Origin of the sequence: Cellulophaga baltica (genome assembly GCF_900102165.1) — a bacterium.
In the GTDB taxonomy this organism is placed as follows: Bacteria; Bacteroidota; Bacteroidia; order Flavobacteriales; family Flavobacteriaceae; genus Cellulophaga; species Cellulophaga baltica.
Map to the genome: position 1 here is coordinate 27,963 of NZ_FNBD01000001.1, position 20,456 is coordinate 48,418.

Genomic DNA, 20,456 nt, shown 5'->3' on the forward strand with positions numbered 1-20,456 from the left:
ATTATGCTAAAACTTGCAGACAATCATATCTAAGTCTATTAAGTATTTAGCACTACTACACCAATGCTAAATAAAAAAGCTCGATTTATATGTATATAAATCGAGCTTTTTTTATCCTCTGTATTTTAAAGGAAGATAGACCACCTTTTTTGTTTCAAAGAATTCATAATCATAGAAATCAGACAAATCAAAGAGCTCTACTGTTTTATATCCCTGCAACTCTTCAGAAAGATCTCCTCCTTTTAAATATAAGATTCCGTTTTTGCGTTCATGCAAAGATTCTTTCTTTATTTTTCCTTTTGTCCAGTGCACAAAGGTAGGCATAGCGGCTACTGCCCTACTCACTATAAAGTCAAACTTTCCTTTAACGTTCTCTACACGGTCATTTATAGTAATTACATTCTTGATACCTAATCCCGCAACAACCTCATCTACCACTTTAATTTTTTTTCCTATAGCATCTACAAGCGTAAAATGTGTTTCTGGAAATAAAATAGCTAAAGGCACTCCAGGGAAACCGCCACCGGTACCCACATCAATTACTGATGATCCTGGTAGAAACTGATGCACTTTAGCAATACCTAAAGAATGTAAAACGTGCCTTAAATACAATTCATCAATATCTTTCCTAGAAACCACATTAATCTTCATATTCCAGTCCTTATACAGATCTGCTAGTAACACAAACTGTCTTTTCTGATCTTCAGTTAAATCTGGAAAGTGATTAACTAATATATTAACATCCATAAAAAAGTAATTTTAATGCAAAAATAACACTTTAAAAATCATAATTATTTCATTTTTAAGAAGGTATTTTGAATTACCAAAAATGAATTAACTTATCTTTGTTAAAAACAATATCATGACTAAAGAAACCGTTCGATTTTCTAGAAAGGATTCTACCCAATTCTTTAAAACATTAAATAAGAGGGTAAACGATTACTTCAAAGAGAATAAAATAAAAAAAACAGGAGATTGGAGATTACACTTAAAAACAGCTGTAATGTTCGCTTTATTTTTAGCACCCTATTTTCTAATACTTACTTTAAACCTACCTAACTGGGCTAACTTATTACTTACCATTCTTATCGGAATAGGTATGGCAGGTGTTGGTATGAATGTAATGCATGATGGAAATCATGGTTCTTACTCTAACAAAAAATGGGTAAACAAAATAATGGGTGGTAGCATTTACATTCTTGCAGGTAACGTATTTAATTGGCAAGTACAACACAATGTACTACACCATACATATACCAATATTCATGAACACGATGAAGATTTAGAAGCCGGAAGAATTCTTAGATTCTCTAAGCATGCAGAATGGAGAAAACACCATAAATTTCAGCATTTCTATTCTGTATTTTTATACGGATTATTAACGTTTAACTGGGCCATTACTACCGATTTTCAACAAATGTACCGCTATACAAAACGTAAGCTATCTTATGGTGAATTACCAAATCCTTTTGTAAACTGGAGTAAACTGGTTATCACAAAAATTATATACTTAACTATTTGGATTGTTCTTCCGATGCTTATTTTAAGCATTGCTTGGTGGAAAATTCTAATAGGATTCTTTATCATGCATTATGTTGCTGGTGTAATCTTAAGTGTCACCTTTCAATTAGCGCATGTTGTTGAAGATGCTGACACTCCATTACCAGATGAAAATGGCAATATGAAAAACACATGGGCGATTCACCAACTGTTCACTACGGTTAATTTTGGAACTAAAAACAGAATAGTAAATTGGTTCACAGGAGGTCTAAACCACCAAGTTGAACATCATATTTTCCCTAATATTAGTCATGTTCATTACACAAAAATTGCTAAAATTGTTAAAGAGACTGCAAATGAGTTTAATTTGCCTTACAACGAATACAAGACGACGAGAAAAGCTATAATTTCGCACTTTAGTCATTTAAAAGAACTAGGCAAAAAGCCTTCGATACAGTATTAGAAAATTATATAAAATGAGTAACCATTTATCTGAAAGAGTTAACAACTTAGCAATATCAGCCACTTTAGAAATGGCTGCAAAAGCAAGAGAACTTAAAGCCGCGGGAAAAGACATTATTGGTCTTAGTTTGGGAGAACCAGATTTTAACACCCCTGATTACATTAAGGATGCGGCGATACAAGCTGTAAACGATAATTACAATTCTTACTCTCCAGTAGATGGATATGTAGATTTGAAAGAAGCAGTTATCACGAAGTTCAAAAGAGATAACAATCTTACTTATACACTACCACAAATCGTAGTTTCTACAGGAGCTAAGCAATCTTTATATAATGTTGCTCAAGCTTGTTTAAACAAAGGTGATGAAGTAATATTACCTTGCCCTTACTGGGTGAGCTATAGTGATATCGTTAAGTTAGCAGACGGAGTACCTGTAGAAGTTCCTACATCTATAGACACAGACTTTAAAATGACGCCTGAGCAATTGGAAGCGGCGATTACACCAAAAACAAAAATGTTATGGTATAGTTCTCCTTGTAACCCAACAGGTTCTATATACAGTAAAGAAGAATTAAGAGCCTTGGCAGATGTGTTACAAAAACACCCTCAAATTGTTGTGGTAAGTGATGAAATTTACGAACACATCAATTACGGAGTTACTGCTCACGCTTCAATGGCTGAGTTTCCTGATATGTTTGACCGTACCGTGACTGTTAATGGTGTAGCTAAAGCTTTTGCCATGACAGGATGGAGAATTGGTTATATTGGAGCTCCGGCATATATCGCAAGAGCTTGTAACAAACTGCAAGGACAAGTTACTAGCGGTGCTAGCTGTATTGCACAAAGAGCAGTCATTACCGCATTACTTGAACCTGTAAGCCGTATTCAATATATGGTAGACAAGTTTAAAGAGCGTAGAAAATTAATCTTAAGCTTATTACAAGATATTCCTGGATTTAAATGTAACGAACCAGAGGGGGCATTTTATGTTTTCCCTGATGTAACTGCATATTTCGGAAAAACTTTGAACGGAGTAAAAATCAATAACTCATCTGACTTCTCTATGTACTTATTAGAAACTGCAAATGTTGCTACGGTAGCAGGTGATGCTTTTGGAAACAATAATTGCATTCGTATCTCTTACGCAGCAAGTGAAGCACAAATTACAGAAGCACTAGCTAGAATTAAAAAAGCCGTGTCTTAATAAAACCCTTTATTTATTGTTAAAGCGCCTCAATGAAAATTGAGGCGCTTTTTTTATGATCTTATATGCCAAATTAATATAGACCGCATTTAGCAGAGGCATTACAACTTCGTTTGAAAGTTAAGCATCGAATGTATTGAAATAGCCTTACTAGTAGCGCTTTATATTTTTTTCCAGAAATATGGCGTAAAGAGAATTAAAACAGTGAAGAGTTCTAGACGCCCTAATAGCATTAAAAATCCACACCACCATTTTCCTAAGTTAGGCAAATCATTAAAGTTACTTAACGGATTTAAGCTCCCTAAACCAGGACCTACATTTCCTAATGATGACGCAGCACCACCAACGGCAGATTCAAAATCTAAGCCTAGCGCTCCCAATACTAAAGAGCCAATGATAAACATTAGCATATACAGCACAAAGAATGCAATGATATTATATACAATATGCTCGCGTACCGTTTTATTATTATAACGCACAGGAATCACAGCATTACTATGTAGCGTACGTTTAAATTCTAAAAGTCCGTTTTTAATAATTAACAAATGGCGCATCACTTTTATACCTCCAGAGGTAGAACCTGCACATCCTCCAAGAAAGAATAAACCAAAATAAAAGATGGTTAAGAAGTGTGTCCAATTTGTAAAATCTGCCGTAACAAAACCAGTAGTAGTTATTACCGATAACACCTGAAATAAAGAATGTCTAAAAGCACTTTCTGCCTCCCCCCATATCATTGGATGATATTCTGATAGAGAAACATTCGCTTTAAAGTACACCACTAAAGCAGAGACAATAGTAAAACCTACTACGAATATGGTATAAAATTTAAATTCTTCATCAAACAAAATCTTCTGTACTTTTCCTTTAAAAGCATAGTAACTTAATACAAAGTTACTCCCAGCAAGGAACATAAATAAGATGATAATATACTGAATCAAAGGCTGGTCATTCCAATACGCCGTGCTCAAGTTCTTTGTAGAAAAACCACCTGTAGATAAGGTTGCTAAAGAATGATTAATCGCATCAAAAAATGACATCCCTGCCAGTTTCAATAAGATTGTTTCTGCCACGGTATACCCAAAATAGATTAACCATAACCTTTTTGCTGTATCTGTAATACGCGGATGCAATTTATCACTACTTGGCCCTGGAGCTTCCGCTGCAAACAATTGCATTCCACCAATTCCTAAAAGGGGTAAAATTGCAATAGCTAAAACGATAATCCCCATTCCCCCAATCCAATGAGTAAGACTCCTCCAAAAAAGAATACCTTCTGGCAAAGCTTCTATATCATCAAGAATGGATGCTCCAGTAGTCGTATACCCTGAGATAGTTTCAAAAAAAGCATTCGTAAAATCAGGAATAGCACCAGAAAACAAATACGGCAATACTCCTGAGAGCGACATGACTAACCAACCACCCGTGACAATTATATACCCCTCTTTTTTCTTTACTTCTTTTTTATGACCACGGGTTAGAAACATAGACAACGTTCCAATGATCATAGTAACGATTGCCGCTAGAGTGATATCTAACGTAGCCCCATCATCATAAATACCGCTAAAAACTGCAGCAATAATCATAAACCCTCCATTACAAAGTAATAGAAGCCCCATTAGATGAAAAATAATCCTGTAGTTAAGTCCCATTAAAGAAACATTTTTTCAATTTTAGGAATAGAACTTGGCAAACAACATACCACTACCCTATCTCCTTGTTGAATTTTAAAATCTCCTAAAGCAATAATTCCTTCTCCATTTTTTATCACACCACCAATAGTAGCTTCTCTAGGGAAGTCTAATTCTTTAATAATTCTACCATTTACAAGAGATTCTGGTTTAACTATAAATTCTAAAATTTCTGCGTTTAGATTGTTCAGACGGGTAAGCGCTACTACTTCTCCTTTTCTAATATGTCTAAATATATTATTAGCAGCAAGTAATTTTTTATTAATCAAAGTATCAATACCGATAGAATGAGATAATTGAAAATAATCCATATTTTCTACTAAAGCAATCGTCTTTTTTATGTTTTTTGATTTCGCCACCAAACAAGACATAATATTCGTTTCAGAGTTGCCCGTTACAGCAATAAAAGCATCCATAGACTCCAAACTTTCTTCTTCCAAAAGTTCCACATTACGTCCGTCTCCATTAATTATCAATGCATCTGGTAATTCATCTGCGAGATCAAAAGCTTTATCTTTATTTTTCTCGATAAGCTTTACATTAAACTTTTTACTACAAAGATCCCTTGCTGTTTTATAACCCACTTTACTACCACCAAGAATCATTACATTCTTTATGTCACGCTTAACCATTCCCGTAAGCTTATAAAGCTCATCTACACCATCTTTACAGGTAATAAAATAGACTTGATCACCTTCTTTAAACACCGTATCACCACGAGGTATTAATGTGTACTGAGTACCTGTACGCTGTAAGGCGATCGGCATAAAATGGAGTTCTGGAAATATTTGAGCAGCCTCTTTTACAGACTTGCCTACAAATGGAGCTGCTTTTGGCAGCGAAACACCTACCATAATTAAAGCGCCATTCTCAAACTCATAGGTGTCGTTGAATGCTGACTTATTTAATAATAACTGAATCTCTTGTGCTGCAAGTTCTTCAGGAGAGATTAATTCGTCTATTCCTAACCTCTTAAAATCGACAACATCTCTAAATTTTTTAAATTCTGTATTAGATATTCTAGCAATAGTTCTTTTACACCCCATTTGCTTGGCCATTAAACACAAGGTAATATTTGTGGTTTCCGAGGAAGTAACACCAATCACCAAATCCGATCTTCCTACTTGCGCATCTTGCAATACAGAAATAGAAGTAGCATCCCCTTTTAGCACACGGATATCTAGATGCGTATCTGCATAAGACAAACTTTCTTTTACAGAATCTATTAGGGTAATATCTTGAGATTCGTAGGATAATAATTTTGCTAAATGAAATCCTACTTCACCAGCCCCTGCAATAATAATTTTCATGAATTAAAAAAGTTATTTTCCATTAATTTGGCCCAAGTCCTGGCTACGGTTGGATTTATCTGTCTTGGAATATACTACAAAAGCAATATTACTCTTATAGCCCATGTTTTGAAAAGTTCGCAAAATTCGAAGTACAAAATTACATAATTTTATTTTGTTGGAATTAAAAATATCTAAGTAAAAAACTGAATAACACCTAGTTTATTGTACAATTTAGCTATGATAAAGCAAATTCGAAATTGTATCTTTGCAAGAAAATTGCAGCCATGAGTAAAAAAGTTACTCCTTATAAAGATTCTGATTTAGGTAAAAAAGAACAAGTCACCCAAATGTTCGATACGATCTCTACCAATTATGATGGTTTAAATAGAGTAATATCTTTTGGAATAGATATAAAATGGCGAAAAAGGGTTGTTGCCATTCTTAAAAAAAAGAATCCTTCTTCTATCTTAGATATCGCTACAGGCACAGGAGATTTAGCCATTAACCTTGTAGAGACTGGCGCTACCAAAATAGTAGGTTTAGATATTTCCCCTGGCATGTTAGCAGTGGGAAAAAAGAAAGTCACACAAAAACATTTAGACAAAACAATTGAAATGATTGTTGGTGATAGTGAGAACTTACCTTTTGAAGCAAATACATTTGATGCCATCACTGTTGCTTTTGGTGTACGAAATTTTGAAAATTTAGAGGTGGGCCTTGCAGAAATATATCGTGTACTTAAAAAAGGGGGCACTTTGGCCATTTTAGAAACATCTGTACCAACAAAAACTCCGTTCAAACAAGGCTATAATTTCTATACAAAACAAATCATGCCTAAGATTGGAAAACTATTCTCAAAAGATAATTCTGCCTACGAATATTTATCGGAATCTGCCGCAGTTTTCCCTTATGGCAAAAAGTTCAACAATATTTTGCAGAAAATTGGGTTTATAGATATAGAGGACAAACCCCAAACACTTGGGGTAGCATCTATATATGTAGCTACAAAGTAAGGTATGAAAAATATTTTTTTTCTGTTTTTAGGTTTATTTATATGCCTAACAACGCAAGCTCAGTTTAATGAAAGACCTGTACTAAATCTTCAAAATGAAGATAAAGCACTCTTGAATTGGGGCTATTTTTTGGGATTCAACTCATTAGATTTTAAATTTGATTACATTGACGTTCCTGAAGATGGCGACCATCTAGTTTCTACAAGCACAGGATTTAACGTTGGTCTTATTAGTGAATTACGTTTAAATCAATTTTTTGACCTTAGATTTGAACCTGGATTATTTTATACCCAAAGAACTATTGGCTTTAGAGGTTTCACTACAGAAAATGAAGCCTTAAGAGATGTAAAATCTACCTATATAAGTTTTCCTATTTTACTTAAAGCAAGTACAAAACGAATAGGAAACTGGAAACCTTTTGTCATTGGCGGTGTTTCTTACTCTTTAAATTTAGGAAGTAATGAAGATAGCTTAGATGATAATAGTACCGGTACTTTTAGAATGACCAAAAACAATTACAATTGGGAAGTAGGTTTTGGAATAGATTTCTACACCGAATATTTTAAATTCTCTCCGTCTATTCGTGGTGTTTTTGCTATGAATAATGAATTAATTCCTGATAACGACCCAGATAGCCCATGGACTGGAAATCTTTCCGGGTTAAGAACAAGAGGAATTTTCGTGAATTTTACGTTTGAATAAAAAAAGCGTTACGCTCTCCTTATTTCATTTAATAAAATAGCAGTCGCCGTTGCTACATTTAAACTCTCTGCGGTTTGATCGCCAAATTGTGGTATGCTAATTTTTTTTGTAATAAAGGCTGCTATCTCAGATGAAATTCCATTTGCTTCATTCCCCATCACAAGTATCCCTTTTGAAGAAATAGCTGAATTGTATACCTTTTCACCCTCCATAAAGGCTCCATAAATAGGCAATTCTGAAGCTTGTAAAAACTCACTTAAATTCAAATACGTAATATTCACTCGCGTTATAGAACCCATAGTTGCCTGAATGACTTTTGGATTATAACAATCTACAGTGGTAGTACTACACACTAAATTTTTAATTCCAAACCAATCACACAACCTTATGATGGTCCCTAAATTACCAGGGTCCTGAACCGTATCTACCGCAACTATCCAATCATTGAGCTGAATAGTACCTAATTTTGCCATTTTAAAAACCCCTAGATATCCATTGGGGGTATTCAAGGAACTTATTTTCTTTAGGTCTGCCGACGAGATTAATTCTGAAACCTCCTCATGATCAGTAACAAAATCCTCATCTGTACTCAACACTTTATAGACTTCAAAAGAAGATTTCAAAAGCTCCTGAATCGTTTTTAAACCTTCTACGACAAACAATTGGTGCTGAATTCTATTTTTTTTAAGCTGAAGACTTTTTATAAGTTTTATTTGGCTTTTACCAACCATACAAATAACGTATTTTTGATTTTCTTAGAATCTGAATTAAGTTTGAAAAATAACAGTACAAAAATAGTCTTATTATTTTTAGGTTTAATCATCGTGTCTTGTAATGCGTTAAAAAGAGTAGAAGACGATGAGCTTTTACTGATAGATAACACGATTTTGGCAGATGGTGATAAAATTAAAGACGAGAATGTTAAAAGCCTTGTTATTCAAAAACCTAACAGTTCTTTGGCAGGTTATCCTTTGCGCTTAAACTTGTACAACTTAGCCAAACAAAATCCGGATTCCTCTTACCAAGCTTGGCTTCATAAAAAAGACAAGCGAGAAGAAAGATTGCGCAAACTTATTTCACAAAAACAATTAGATAGCCTTGGCGAATCTTTCATCGTCAAAGGATACAGCGAGTGGTTTAAAAAAATAGGAGAAGCTCCTGTTATTATAGACACTGCAAAGACTTCTAAATCTCTAAAAAGAATAAAAGCTTATTACGGGAATAGAGGTTATTTCAATGCCACTGGAAATTTCACTATAGACAGTACCAAAAGAAAGAAAAAAGCAGGCATAACTTATGATTTACAACTAGGTAAGCCCTTTATGATCGACTCTACATATAGCGTCATTACATCACCAGCCATTGATTCTATCTACCAACTTAACACAACAACTACTGCTGTAAAAGACAAAGAACAATTTGACCTTTCTAACTTTACGGAAGAAAGAGAACGATTAACAGAATTGTTTAGAAACCAAGGTGTATACAATTTTCAAGAAAGTTCTATTAGCTATGACATCATTACAGATACCATAGCAGCTAAAGATGATCAAGAAATGATTGTTGCTTTGAATATTGATAATTTAAAGACAAGAGGAGATTCTACTAAAACAGCCTATAAGGTTTTTAAATTTAGCAAAGTGAACATTTTTGCCGACCACCTTTTTGCTAACAATCCGGAAGAATTAGACTCTGTAAATTTCAAAGGTTTCACCATTTACTATAAGGATAAGCTTAATTACAAACCAAAAGCCCTTACGGATGCTATTTTCATGGAAAAAGATAGCGTTTACAGAGATATAAATAGGTTACGTACCTACCGGCAAATTAACAACCTGAACAATTTTAAGTACCCTAATATTGAAATAATAGCCGATAGCACCAACGCATCCTTAACTTCAAACATTTATTTAACAGCGCGTGATAAATATTCCTTGAGTTTTGACACGGATGTAAGTAGATCTAACATTCAGTTCTTTGGTCTATCATTTACTCCTGCTTTAAATATTAGAAACATATTTAAAGGTACTGAGAATCTAAGTATTTCCGCGACCGCAAATATTGGTGCATCTAGCGATCCAAATGTCTTAGACAAGTCCTTTTTTAACGTACAAGACTTTGGGGGTGATATTGCTTTAGATTTTCCACGAATCTGGTTCCCATTTATCGATACTAAAAAAATCATACCTTATTATATGCTCCCCAAAACCAGAATCTCTATAGGAACTAGTTTTCAGCAGAATATTGGTTTAGATAAGCAAACATTAAATAGCGTTTTAGGATATAGCTGGTCACCAAACACCCAACTTAAGCACAACATTGAACTCCTTAATATTCAATATGTAAAAAACGTAAATATTGACCGGTATTTTTATGTATACCAAAGCTCTTTTTCTAGATTAAATACAATTGCAGATCAAGACATCTACGAAACAGATGCTAATTTATCGCAGAACTATGAGCCTGTTGGAGAAGATGGAGATTTTAGACTGACCATCCCGCAAGGAACTACAGGTTTTACTAAAGCTATTTTAGACGGTGAAGTGAGCTCATCTAGTGATGATTTTGAAGAAGTACGTAGTATTGAAGAAAGACGCGAACGTTTAACACAAAACAACTTAATCTTTGCTACTAATTATACCTTTTCTAAAAATAATCAAACGAGTTTAACAGACAATAGCTTTCATCAATTTAAATTTAAAATAGAAGGCGCTGGTAATTTATTGTCACTTGCCGCAACTGGTATTCCTTTTAACGAAGATGAAGATGGTAATAAACTTGTATTTAGCGTTCCTTACTCACAATATTTAAAAACAGAATTTGACTATATTAAGCACTGGGATTTATCCGAATCTAAAGTATTAGCTTTTAGAAGTTTTATGGGGATTGCTATTCCCTACGGCAATTCTAATAGCATTCCGTTTTCTCGTAGTTATTTTGCTGGTGGATCTTATGACAACAGAGCTTGGAGTCCATACTCTTTAGGTCCGGGAAGAACCGATAATTTAAATGATTTTAATGAAGCAAACCTTAAACTAGCTTTTAATCTAGAATATCGTTTCCCGATAGCTGGAAATATTAAAGGAGGACTTTTTGCCGATGCAGGAAATATCTGGAATGTTTTTGACAATGTAGAAAATACCGATGCTACCTTTAACGGCATTAGCTCTTTGCAAGACATCGCATTAGGAACCGGTTTTGGAATAAGATATGATTTCACCTACTTTGTTTTTAGAGTAGATTTAGGATTTAAAACCTATAATCCTGCTGAAGAAATGTCTAAAAGATGGTTTAGAGACTATAATTTTGCCAACTCCGTGTTACAAATCGGTATTAATTATCCTTTTTAAAATACGTGTATAACAACTAAAACGTTATCGCTAACGAATAAGCGTATCGGTAAGTTGTTTGAAATTAAAAACACTACACTCTCTTAAATAATTTATTACTTTTGTTATTCAATATTTCAATTACTAATTCAAGAAAATAATAATTATGGCTCATAATATTAAACCAGGAGTTGCAACTGGAGACCAAGTACAAGAAATTTTCAACTACGCAAAAGAAAAAGGATTTGCTTTACCAGCAGTAAATGTTATTGGTTCGGATACTATTAATGCGGTTCTTGAAACGGCAGCAAGTTTAAACGCACCCGTAATCATTCAATTTTCAAATGGAGGTGCACAGTTTAATGCAGGAAAAGGTCTATCTAACGATGGTCAAAAGGCAGCTATACAAGGTGCAATTGCAGGAGCTAAACACATTCACCAATTAGCAGAAGCTTATGGTGCAAGTGTTATTTTACATACAGACCACTGTGCTAAGAAATTATTACCTTGGATTGATGGCCTTTTAGATGCTAGTGAGCAACATTATAAAGAAACAGGAAAATCTCTTTTTAGTTCTCATATGATTGATTTATCTGAAGAACCTCTTGAAGAGAATATTGCAATCTGTAAAGAATACCTTGCTAGAATGGCAAAAATGGATATGACTTTAGAGATTGAATTAGGGATTACAGGTGGTGAAGAAGATGGTGTAGATAACTCTGATGTAGATGATTCTAAATTATACACACAACCAGAAGAAGTTGCTTATGCTTATGAGGAACTATCTAAGGTAAGTCCAAGATTTACTATTGCAGCTGCCTTTGGTAATGTTCATGGTGTTTACAAGCCTGGAAATGTAAAATTAACTCCGAAAATTTTGAAAAACTCTCAGGAGTTCATCACCAAAAAATACAATGTAGAAAAAAATCATATTGATTTTGTTTTCCATGGTGGATCTGGATCTACCGTAGAAGAAATTAGAGAAGGTATTAGTTACGGAGTTATCAAAATGAATATTGATACTGATTTACAATATGCTTTCCTAGAAGGTATTCGTGATTACATCCAAGACAAAAAAGAGTTCTTACAAGCACAAATAGGAAATCCTAATGGAGCTGACGAGCCTAACAAGAAATTTTACGATCCAAGAGTATGGTTACGTGAAGGCGAAAAAACATTTGTTGAGCGTTTGAAAAAAGCATTTGCTGATTTAAACAACGTAAATACACTGTAATTTCACAGCCTAACTAACTCAAAAAATATCCGTTTAACTAAATATTCAATGTATGTCGTCTTGGTTTAAAAGAAAAGAAAAAGGAATACAAACCGCAACGGAGCAAAAAAAAGACACCCCAAAAGGGTTGTGGTACAAATCACCTACAGGTAAAATAGTGGAAGCTGATGAATTAGCTAAAAACTTTTACGTAAGTCCTGAAGATGATTACCATGTAAGGATAGGAAGTAAAGAATATTTTGAAATTCTATTTGATGATAATAAATTCAAAGAATTAGATATTAAGCTAACTTCTAAAGATCCTTTAAAGTTTGAAGACACTAAAAAATATGCGGACCGTTTAAAAGCTGCTCAAGCTAAAACAGGTTTACATGATGCTGTACGAACTGCAATAGGTAAGTCTTACGGAAAAGACATGGTCGTTTCTTGTATGGATTTTGCTTTTATCGGAGGTTCTATGGGTAGTGTTGTTGGTGAAAAAATTGCTCGTGGTATTGATTATGCTATCAAAAAGAAAGTACCATTCGTAATGATTTCAAAATCTGGTGGTGCACGTATGATGGAAGCAGCCCTTTCTTTAATGCAATTGGCAAAAACATCTGCAAAATTAGCACAGTTAGCAGAAGCTGGTTTACCTTACATTTCATTATGTACAGACCCAACTACTGGAGGAACTACTGCTTCTTATGCTATGCTTGGTGATATTAATATTTCTGAGCCAGGGGCTTTAATTGGTTTTGCAGGTCCTAGAGTTGTTAAAGAAGCTACAGGAAAAGAATTACCTGAAGGGTTCCAAACGGCAGAATTTGTAATGGAACATGGCTTTTTAGATTTTATCGTGCATAGAAAAAACTTAAAAAAGAAGATTAATTTATACATTGATTTAATAGAAAACAATCCTGTACGTGTAGAAGCAGCTAAATCTGCTTAAAAATTGTTTTTACATGATCTATATCTAACAATAAATAGAAGCTTTAAATTTTCTGTTTTCTAGAATATGATTATCATAAAATAGTTATATATTTGCACGCTGATTGAAAATCAATCATATACATAAAAATCATTAAATAATATTGGAATGTATTTAACAAAAGAAGTAAAGGCTGACATTTTTAAAAAACACGGTGGTGAAGAAAAAAACACTGGTTCTGCTGAAGGGCAAATAGCATTGTTTACACACCGTATCAATCACTTAACTGAGCATTTGAAGAAAAATCGTAAAGATTTCAACACAGAGCGTTCATTAGTAAAATTGGTAGGTAAAAGAAGAAGCTTACTTGATTACTTAATTAAGAAAGATATTGTAAGATATCGTGAAATAATTAAAGAATTAGGTATTAGAAAATAATTTTCGAAAGGGGAAAGCTTAGCTCTCCCCTTTTTTTATACACTACATTACTTTTTAGTGTATTTTTACAAAAAGTCCTTAGATTTACGTTTGAGGCAGCAGACAAAAAGCTTGCATATAGTTTTTCATTGGTCCTATTAACTACAACAGCACAACAACTGTCCGTCTTGAATAAAGACAAAAAGATCAAAGTTTAACTAACTTGCATAGACAAGTTGCAAATCAATTTTATGATTCCAAAAGTATTTAGAGAGGTTATAGACCTTGGGGACGGTAGAGAAATTTCTATCGAAACCGGAAAATTAGCAAAACAGGCACATGGTTCGGTTGTTGTTCAATCAGGAAACTGTATGTTATTATGTACAGTAGTTTCCAATTACAAACAAAGCGATGTGGACTTTCTTCCACTTACTGTAGATTACAGAGAAAAATTTGCTGCTGCAGGTCGTTACCCAGGTGGTTTCTTTAAAAGAGAAGCAAGACCTAGTGATGGTGAGGTATTAACCATGCGTTTAGTAGACCGTGTTTTACGCCCATTATTCCCAAAAGATTATCACGCAGAAACACAAGTTATGATTCAGTTAATGTCTCATGATGATGATGTTATGCCTGAAGCTATGGCTGGTTTAGCTGCTTCTGCTGCTATCCAATTATCAGATTTCCCATTTGAATGCGCTATCTCTGAAGCAAGAGTTGGTCGTATTAATGGCGAATTCGTAATCAACCCTACAAGAGCACAATTAGAAGAATCTGACTTAGAGATGATGATTGGTGCTTCTGCAGATTCTGTAATGATGGTTGAAGGTGAGATGGATGAAATTTCTGAAGAAGAAATGGCTGACGCTATAAAATTTGCTCACGAAGCTATTAAAGTACAAATTGCTGCACAGTTGCGTTTAGCTGAAGCTTTTGGTAAAAAAGAAGTTCGTGAATACACAACTGCCGAAGTAAATGAAGATTTACAAAAAAGAATACACGATTTAGCTTACGATAAATGTTACGCTATTGCTAAAAAGGGAACTTCCAAAGCAGAACGTACTGCTGCATTTGCAGAAGTAAAAGAAGAGGTAAAAGCTTCTTTTACAGAAGAAGAGATGGAAGAATTTGGCCATCTTGTTAGCGGATACTACAGCAAAGCTGAAAAAGAAGCCGTTCGTGAATTAACATTAAGCGAAGGCTTACGTTTAGATGGTCGTAAGACTGATGAAATTAGACCAATCTGGTGTGAGGTAGATTACTTACCATCTACACACGGTTCTTCTATTTTTACGCGTGGAGAAACACAAGCATTAGCAACTGTAACTTTAGGTACTTCTAGAGATGCTAACAAAATAGATATGCCATCTTATGAAGGCGAAGAAAATTTCTATTTACATTATAACTTCCCTCCTTTTTGTACAGGTGAAGCTAGACCACTTAGAGGAACTTCTAGAAGAGAAGTTGGTCATGGTAACTTAGCGCAACGTGGTTTAAAAGGAATGATTCCTGCAGATTGCCCTTATACAGTCCGTGTAGTTTCTGAAGTATTAGAATCTAACGGTTCTTCTTCTATGGCAACTGTTTGTGCTGGTACAATGGCTTTAATGGATGCTGGTGTTAAAATGAAGCGTCCTGTTTCTGGTATTGCCATGGGACTAATTTCTGACGGTGACCGTTATGCTGTATTGTCTGATATATTAGGTGATGAAGATCACTTAGGAGATATGGACTTTAAAGTAACTGGTACTTCTGAAGGAATTACTGCTTGCCAAATGGATATTAAAATTAAAGGATTATCATACGAGATTTTAGTGAATGCACTAAAACAAGCACGTGAAGGTCGTTTACATATTTTAGGTAAAATTACAGATACTATTTCTGCTCCAGCTGAAGATGTTAAATCTCACGCTCCAAAAATGGTAACTAGACGTATTCCTAACGAATTCATTGGTGCTTTAATTGGTCCTGGTGGAAAAGTTATTCAAGAAATGCAAAAGGAAACTGGAACAACTATCGTTATCAACGAAGATCCTGTTACAGAAGAAGGTATTGTTGAGATCTTAGGTGTAGGACAAGAAGGTATTGATGCTGTTTTAGCTAAAATAGATGCTATCTTATTTAAGCCTGAACTTGGTAAATCTTACGAAGTAAAAGTAATTAAAATGTTAGATTTTGGCGCTGTTGTAGAATATGCTGCTGCTCCAGGAAACGAGGTTTTATTACATGTATCTGAACTAGCTTGGGAACGTACAGAAAATGTTTCTGATGTTGTTAATATGGGTGATGTTTTTGAAGTGAAGTACTTTGGTATAGATCCTAAAACTCGTAAAGAGAAAGTATCTCGTAAGGCTTTATTACCAAAACCTGAAGGTTATGTTGCTAGACCACCAAGAGATGACAAACGTTCTGGTGGACGTGATAACAGAGGTAGAGACAATCGTGGACGCGATGATAGAAAACCAAGAGAAGATAAAAAAGAAGATTAATTCTTTTTAACCTCTATAATTACAAAACCTCATAGCCTTAAAAGCTATGAGGTTTTTTTATAATCGCTATTTATTAAAGTTATTGAATAGACGACGCATTAATCCCATTACTAAAGTGTGCTCTTTCGCCTGTAGCCGTCCAAAAGTTATACGTACTTTCTGAGCTAGGACCTTGCTTAAAAAAGTCTTCTAGAGAGGTTACAATCGCCTCTTTTTTAGTATCCTCTATAGCATTTTCTGGACTAATAATTACCGTTAGTGCAGTAAATTCTTTTTGAGCAACTTCATAGGAAGGTATCCTCTTACCATTTGCCGCTATTAATTCTTGTGCTGTATATGTTTTAATCTCATCTGCTGTAAATTCTCCCTCACTATTTCCTGCAACCGGATTAATAGCCACTTGAATAGCCGCTAACTCACTTTCAGGAATTAATCCCATCACATATAATTCTACATTACTATAAGGAATACTATTACCACCATTAGCAAAAGTTCCAAAAGATGTTCTTCCTGCAACAGTTCCTTTATACGTATTGCTTCCTAAATCTTCAAGCGTATCAAAACCGCCTAACTGACCACCAGTACTCGCATAACCCCAATGACCACCAACCGTAGTCCCTATAAAACCTTTATTGGCCCATAAATGAGCAATTTCATGCAAGAAAGGTCCAGATTGAACAAATTCTGTTCTAGGCATAAAAACAACCCCGTTTAACCTGCCATCAGACCCAAAACTAGACGTAGCATCAAATACACTGCCTCCTAGTCCTTGAATACTATTTTTAGCAGGAGTAGTAATACCATACGCGGTACCTTCTGGCTTTAGAGTTTCTACCGCTAGAATAACAATTAAATCATAATCATCATTAAAATGATTATAAATCTCTTTAGTAATATCCCGAACATCGCCTTCTTCATTAATATATTTCTGATAGTCTACCGCCGGAAGCGTATAATTTACAAATGCTTTGCTAGCATCAACAATAAGATTATCTGTTAAAAAAATAGCCTCAGTATCATCTACATCATCATCCTCAGTAGTGGTGTCACCACCCTCTGCCTCTACTTCCTCTTGCACTATCGGTTCCTCCATTGTAGTGTTTTCATCACTACTGCATGAATAATTAAAAAACGCAACAAACAAAATAGCAAATAGCGATTTAAACGAAAAATTTAAGGATTTCATACGATATAAAATTTATGATTATTATAGGGCTAAATTTTAACAATCCTAGCACCATACCACAACGAAAAGTAAAGACCTTTATTTCTTTATAATAGAATTACCTTAGAAATAGTAGCATCTCCTAATTTGATTTCATAGGCTTTTTCTATATTGCACTAATTTCATAACCATACCAATGCACCACCACTCGTTTAAAATACTAATAAACAGTATACTGCGCCATCTATTTTTGTTCTTTACAGTAGGGCTCAACCTCCTTACAGCACAGGCTCAAAAAGAAAGAGCTGAACACAAACAGGTAGAAATTTTATTAGAAAAATCTAAAAAATTAGCTCAAACAGCCTTAGACAGTTCTTTCTTTTATGCTGAAAAAGCAATTCAAACGTCTAAATTAATTAACAATGATACTTTACTAGCAAAAGCTAACATACAGAAAAGTAACCTCCATATTTTCAAAAAAGAGTTCGATAAATCAGATGCTCTTTTACAAGAAAACTTAGAGAAAGAACTACCTAGACACCTAAAAGGCTTAACACTTCACAACCTTGGCACTATACAGTATTACAAACAAGATTTTAAAAAAGCGTTAACCCTTTATTTACAAGCTGCAAAAATTTTGGAGCAGACAGAAAACAACCAACAATTAGTAAGTACCTACTCTAATATTGGAGCGATAAATGCTTCTTTAAAAAATTACAAAAATGCCCAGCTCTATTTAGAAAGAGCATTAGCACTTAGCGATTTTAACGAGGTAATAAAGCTTCAAATCCTGGTAAACCTGTCCAACATTTATTTCAGTCAAAAACTTTTTGAAAAATATACCTCATCTATTTTTCTAGCAGAAGAAATTGCGTTAAAACATGATTCTAAGAACACTCTTTCTACCATCTATACTAATTTAGCAATGTACTATACCGATGAAGGTTCTGATTTTGACCTAGCGGCTACGTATGGCAAAAAAGCTATCGCCTTAAGAAAAGAACTTAGCACTACGAATACACTTAACATTACTTATAATAATGTAGGACATGCATATCTTAAAAAAAAGGAATATCTCAAGGCCATTAGCTACCTAGATAGCGCAAGAATTGGAGCACAAGGAATTGTAAAATCGTACATCTATTACAACCTTAAAGAATCTTATGTAGGTTCAGCGGATTATAAAACAGCATTGTATTATGCCGATTTAAAAGATGCCATCAAAGATTCTATTACCAACGAACAACAGAAGGAAAGCGTTGCTGAACTGACGGAAAAATATGAATCTGAAAAAAAAGAACAACGTATTAGCATACTAGACACTAAGAATAAATTACAAGCCCTTACCATTCAACAGCAGAATTATCTGCTTCTAGGTATAGCTATTTTTTCTTTACTTATTATTATTTTAGGGTATTTTGGATTCAAGAATTATAAAATACAGCAACAATTAGATAAAGTATTACTGCAGCAACGCTTAAGGAAAACACAGTTAAATCCGCATTTCTTATTCAATGCATTACAAAGCATACAAAACTTTATACATCAAAATGACAAAGAAAAATCTAGCGCATACCTTACAAGTTATTCTAAATTGATCCGATTCGTTTTAGAAAAATCTGATGAGGACTTTAGTTCGGTTCAAGATGACGCCACAGCTTTAGAATCTTACTTAAATTTACAGCTCTTAAACTATGATAACAAATTTGCATACACGATAAGCATTGATGATTCTGTCACCGAAGATTTTGATGTACTTCCTACATTAATTACCCAACCTTTTGTAGAGAACGCTATTCTACACGGATTGAAAGACAGTATAAACGGGCGCATCAATGTAACCTATTTTAAAAAGAATGACACCTTATCGGTAACCATTACCGACAATGGAAAAGGTTTTGAAATAAAAAAGGAAGATGCCAAACGATTGCATAAATCTATGAGTATGGAAATTATTCAAGAGCAATTAAGAAGCCTAAATAAAACTTCTAAAAATTTTAAAGGAGTTGTAGCTATTGATAGTTCTTCTAAAGGAACAAAAGTTACTTTAGGCTTTACTACCACTTAAATACAGTATATTTGAACTCCTATGAGCGCTATCTCTTGTTTTATTGTAGAAGATGACCCACAAGCATTTGCCTATGCTTCGTCTATTATGAAAAGCTACAAAAATATAGCGCTAATTGGCCATTCTGATAGTATCCAAGAAGCTTCTATTTTAATAAAAAAATTGAAACCTGATTTTATACTATTAGATGTATTTCTTACCGATGGTAATGCTTTTGAATTTCTTAGATTGTTTGATGCTATAAATTTCAAAATTATATTTACCACCTCCTTTGCTAAATATGCCATAGAAGCATTTAAATTTAGTGCTATAGACTACCTCTTAAAACCTTATGAAGAAAAAGATTTAATTTTAGCGGTAGATAAAGTAATTACAGACATCCGTAAAACTAATTACCAATCGCAACTAACTACCCTACTCCACAATTTTTCTCATAATGACCAATCAAAAAAATTAGTATTAAAAAATACAGATGCTATCCATGTTATTACCATAGAAGATATCTTGTTTGCTAAATCTGATAATAATTACACCTCTTTTCTCCTTAGGAACGGAAAAAGTATTCTAATTTCTAAGCCTCTTAAATCATTTGACGAAAAACTTAGCCATTACAATTTTTTTCGAGTACATCAGAGCTTTTTAATTAACTTAACGTACATAACCTCTTTTGACAAACGCAATGAAGAAGTTATTTTAAATGAGCATCATGCTATTCCTGTAGCTCAAAGCAAAAAGAAGAGCTTGCTTAGCTATATTGATAAACTTTTTTAAAAAGCTATTTTCAGTAATACGATGTACCGCATCAAAACAATTTCTCATTGACTAAGGGGTATTACTAAATAACCACCCTCAAATTCTCATTGTCGAAAATAGTTTTCGCTATTAGGTCTAATTTTAAATTCTAGAAATAGCAATTACATTTTACACTTCAACGTACATCAGTATAAAAATTAAACATAACTAACGCATACCAATTGAGAAC

16 protein-coding genes are annotated in these 20,456 nt (G+C 34.0%); 11 read left to right on the forward strand and 5 right to left on the reverse strand.

Annotated features, from left to right (window positions below; all coding sequences use genetic code 11):
- Positions 1 to 111 precede the first annotated feature (111 nt).
- Positions 112 to 747, reverse strand: a complete 636-nt coding sequence (gene rsmG / locus BLQ19_RS00120; protein WP_074537035.1) for a 16S rRNA (guanine(527)-N(7))-methyltransferase RsmG — start codon at positions 745 to 747, stop codon at positions 112 to 114.
- Positions 748 to 862: 115 nt separating this feature from the next.
- On the opposite strand from rsmG, the gene BLQ19_RS00125 reads away from it, so the two are divergent.
- The gene (locus BLQ19_RS00125; protein ID WP_074537036.1) at positions 863 to 1,963 is read left to right on the forward strand and encodes a fatty acid desaturase family protein; all 1,101 of its coding nucleotides are present in this window, start codon (positions 863 to 865) and stop codon (positions 1,961 to 1,963) included.
- A gap of 13 nt (positions 1,964 to 1,976) precedes the next feature.
- Positions 1,977 to 3,167, forward strand: a complete 1,191-nt coding sequence (locus tag BLQ19_RS00130) for a pyridoxal phosphate-dependent aminotransferase (RefSeq protein ID WP_074537037.1) — start codon at positions 1,977 to 1,979, stop codon at positions 3,165 to 3,167.
- Positions 3,168 to 3,328: 161 nt separating this feature from the next.
- Here the strand turns inward: BLQ19_RS00130 and BLQ19_RS00135 are convergent, their stop codons facing one another.
- Entirely contained in the window at positions 3,329 to 4,819 is a 1,491-nt protein-coding gene (locus BLQ19_RS00135; protein WP_074537038.1) for a TrkH family potassium uptake protein, read from the reverse strand.
- Positions 4,819 to 6,168 carry a Trk system potassium transporter TrkA gene (gene trkA, locus BLQ19_RS00140; protein ID WP_074537039.1) on the reverse strand — a complete coding sequence of 450 codons (1,350 nt, stop codon included), beginning with the start codon at positions 6,166 to 6,168 and terminating at the stop codon, positions 4,819 to 4,821. The genes BLQ19_RS00135 and trkA overlap by 1 nt, the downstream gene beginning before the upstream one ends.
- Before the next feature lie 266 nt (positions 6,169 to 6,434).
- Between trkA and ubiE the strand changes: the two genes are divergently transcribed.
- Positions 6,435 to 7,163, forward strand: coding sequence for a bifunctional demethylmenaquinone methyltransferase/2-methoxy-6-polyprenyl-1,4-benzoquinol methylase UbiE (gene ubiE, locus BLQ19_RS00145; RefSeq protein ID WP_024481678.1), 729 nt, complete (start codon positions 6,435 to 6,437; stop codon positions 7,161 to 7,163).
- A 3-nt stretch (positions 7,164 to 7,166) separates the two neighbouring features.
- Entirely contained in the window at positions 7,167 to 7,865 is a 699-nt protein-coding gene (gene porT, locus BLQ19_RS00150; RefSeq protein WP_074537040.1) for a type IX secretion/gliding motility protein PorT/SprT, read from the forward strand.
- A gap of 8 nt (positions 7,866 to 7,873) precedes the next feature.
- Here the strand turns inward: porT and BLQ19_RS00155 are convergent, their stop codons facing one another.
- Positions 7,874 to 8,596 (reverse strand): TrmH family RNA methyltransferase, encoded by a 723-nt coding sequence (locus tag BLQ19_RS00155; RefSeq protein ID WP_074537041.1) that lies wholly within the window; start codon positions 8,594 to 8,596, stop codon positions 7,874 to 7,876.
- 42 nt (positions 8,597 to 8,638) lie between these two features.
- Between BLQ19_RS00155 and tamL the strand changes: the two genes are divergently transcribed.
- The 5 genes from tamL (at position 8,639) to BLQ19_RS00180 (ending at position 16,241) form a co-directional block, all read left to right on the forward strand.
- On the forward strand, positions 8,639 to 11,215 hold the full coding sequence (gene tamL, locus BLQ19_RS00160; protein ID WP_074537353.1) for a translocation and assembly module lipoprotein TamL: 2,577 nt from the start codon (positions 8,639 to 8,641) through the stop codon (positions 11,213 to 11,215).
- Between the two features lie 145 nt (positions 11,216 to 11,360).
- The gene (gene fbaA / locus BLQ19_RS00165; protein WP_074537042.1) at positions 11,361 to 12,428 is read left to right on the forward strand and encodes a class II fructose-bisphosphate aldolase; all 1,068 of its coding nucleotides are present in this window, start codon (positions 11,361 to 11,363) and stop codon (positions 12,426 to 12,428) included.
- A 52-nt stretch (positions 12,429 to 12,480) separates the two neighbouring features.
- Complete coding sequence (gene accD, locus BLQ19_RS00170) at positions 12,481 to 13,359, forward strand: acetyl-CoA carboxylase, carboxyltransferase subunit beta (RefSeq protein ID WP_024481683.1); 879 nt, start codon at positions 12,481 to 12,483, stop codon at positions 13,357 to 13,359.
- A 147-nt stretch (positions 13,360 to 13,506) separates the two neighbouring features.
- Positions 13,507 to 13,776 (forward strand): 30S ribosomal protein S15, encoded by a 270-nt coding sequence (gene rpsO, locus BLQ19_RS00175; RefSeq protein ID WP_024481684.1) that lies wholly within the window; start codon positions 13,507 to 13,509, stop codon positions 13,774 to 13,776.
- A 230-nt stretch (positions 13,777 to 14,006) separates the two neighbouring features.
- Positions 14,007 to 16,241, forward strand: a complete 2,235-nt coding sequence (locus tag BLQ19_RS00180; protein WP_025615825.1) for a polyribonucleotide nucleotidyltransferase — start codon at positions 14,007 to 14,009, stop codon at positions 16,239 to 16,241.
- A gap of 79 nt (positions 16,242 to 16,320) precedes the next feature.
- Here the strand turns inward: BLQ19_RS00180 and BLQ19_RS00185 are convergent, their stop codons facing one another.
- Positions 16,321 to 17,427: a hypothetical protein gene (locus BLQ19_RS00185; RefSeq protein WP_074537043.1), complete on the reverse strand. Its 1,107-nt coding sequence runs from the start codon at positions 17,425 to 17,427 to the stop codon at positions 16,321 to 16,323.
- 229 nt (positions 17,428 to 17,656) lie between these two features.
- Here BLQ19_RS00185 and BLQ19_RS00190 point away from each other — a divergent pair, with 229 nt between their 5' ends.
- Positions 17,657 to 19,474, forward strand: a complete 1,818-nt coding sequence (locus tag BLQ19_RS00190; protein ID WP_074537044.1) for a histidine kinase — start codon at positions 17,657 to 17,659, stop codon at positions 19,472 to 19,474.
- 21 nt (positions 19,475 to 19,495) lie between these two features.
- Complete coding sequence (locus BLQ19_RS00195) at positions 19,496 to 20,245, forward strand: LytR/AlgR family response regulator transcription factor (RefSeq protein ID WP_074537045.1); 750 nt, start codon at positions 19,496 to 19,498, stop codon at positions 20,243 to 20,245.
- Positions 20,246 to 20,456 lie beyond the last annotated feature (211 nt).

What these genes read in the sequence shown, in the direction of transcription:
- rsmG (WP_074537035.1), bottom strand. Translation starts at nt 747, where the DNA reads ATGGATGTTAATATATTAGTTAATCACTTTCCAGATTTAACTGAAGAT.
- BLQ19_RS00125 (WP_074537036.1), top strand. Translation starts at nt 863, where the DNA reads ATGACTAAAGAAACCGTTCGATTTTCTAGAAAGGATTCTACCCAATTC.
- BLQ19_RS00130 (WP_074537037.1), top strand. Translation starts at nt 1,977, where the DNA reads ATGAGTAACCATTTATCTGAAAGAGTTAACAACTTAGCAATATCAGCC.
- BLQ19_RS00135 (WP_074537038.1), bottom strand. Translation starts at nt 4,819, where the DNA reads ATGGGACTTAACTACAGGATTATTTTTCATCTAATGGGGCTTCTATTA.
- trkA (WP_074537039.1), bottom strand. Translation starts at nt 6,168, where the DNA reads ATGAAAATTATTATTGCAGGGGCTGGTGAAGTAGGATTTCATTTAGCA.
- ubiE (WP_024481678.1), top strand. Translation starts at nt 6,435, where the DNA reads ATGAGTAAAAAAGTTACTCCTTATAAAGATTCTGATTTAGGTAAAAAA.
- porT (WP_074537040.1), top strand. Translation starts at nt 7,167, where the DNA reads ATGAAAAATATTTTTTTTCTGTTTTTAGGTTTATTTATATGCCTAACA.
- BLQ19_RS00155 (WP_074537041.1), bottom strand. Translation starts at nt 8,596, where the DNA reads ATGGTTGGTAAAAGCCAAATAAAACTTATAAAAAGTCTTCAGCTTAAA.
- fbaA (WP_074537042.1), top strand. Translation starts at nt 11,361, where the DNA reads ATGGCTCATAATATTAAACCAGGAGTTGCAACTGGAGACCAAGTACAA.
- accD (WP_024481683.1), top strand. Translation starts at nt 12,481, where the DNA reads ATGTCGTCTTGGTTTAAAAGAAAAGAAAAAGGAATACAAACCGCAACG.
- rpsO (WP_024481684.1), top strand. Translation starts at nt 13,507, where the DNA reads ATGTATTTAACAAAAGAAGTAAAGGCTGACATTTTTAAAAAACACGGT.
- BLQ19_RS00180 (WP_025615825.1), top strand. Translation starts at nt 14,007, where the DNA reads ATGATTCCAAAAGTATTTAGAGAGGTTATAGACCTTGGGGACGGTAGA.
- BLQ19_RS00185 (WP_074537043.1), bottom strand. Translation starts at nt 17,427, where the DNA reads ATGAAATCCTTAAATTTTTCGTTTAAATCGCTATTTGCTATTTTGTTT.
- BLQ19_RS00195 (WP_074537045.1), top strand. Translation starts at nt 19,496, where the DNA reads ATGAGCGCTATCTCTTGTTTTATTGTAGAAGATGACCCACAAGCATTT.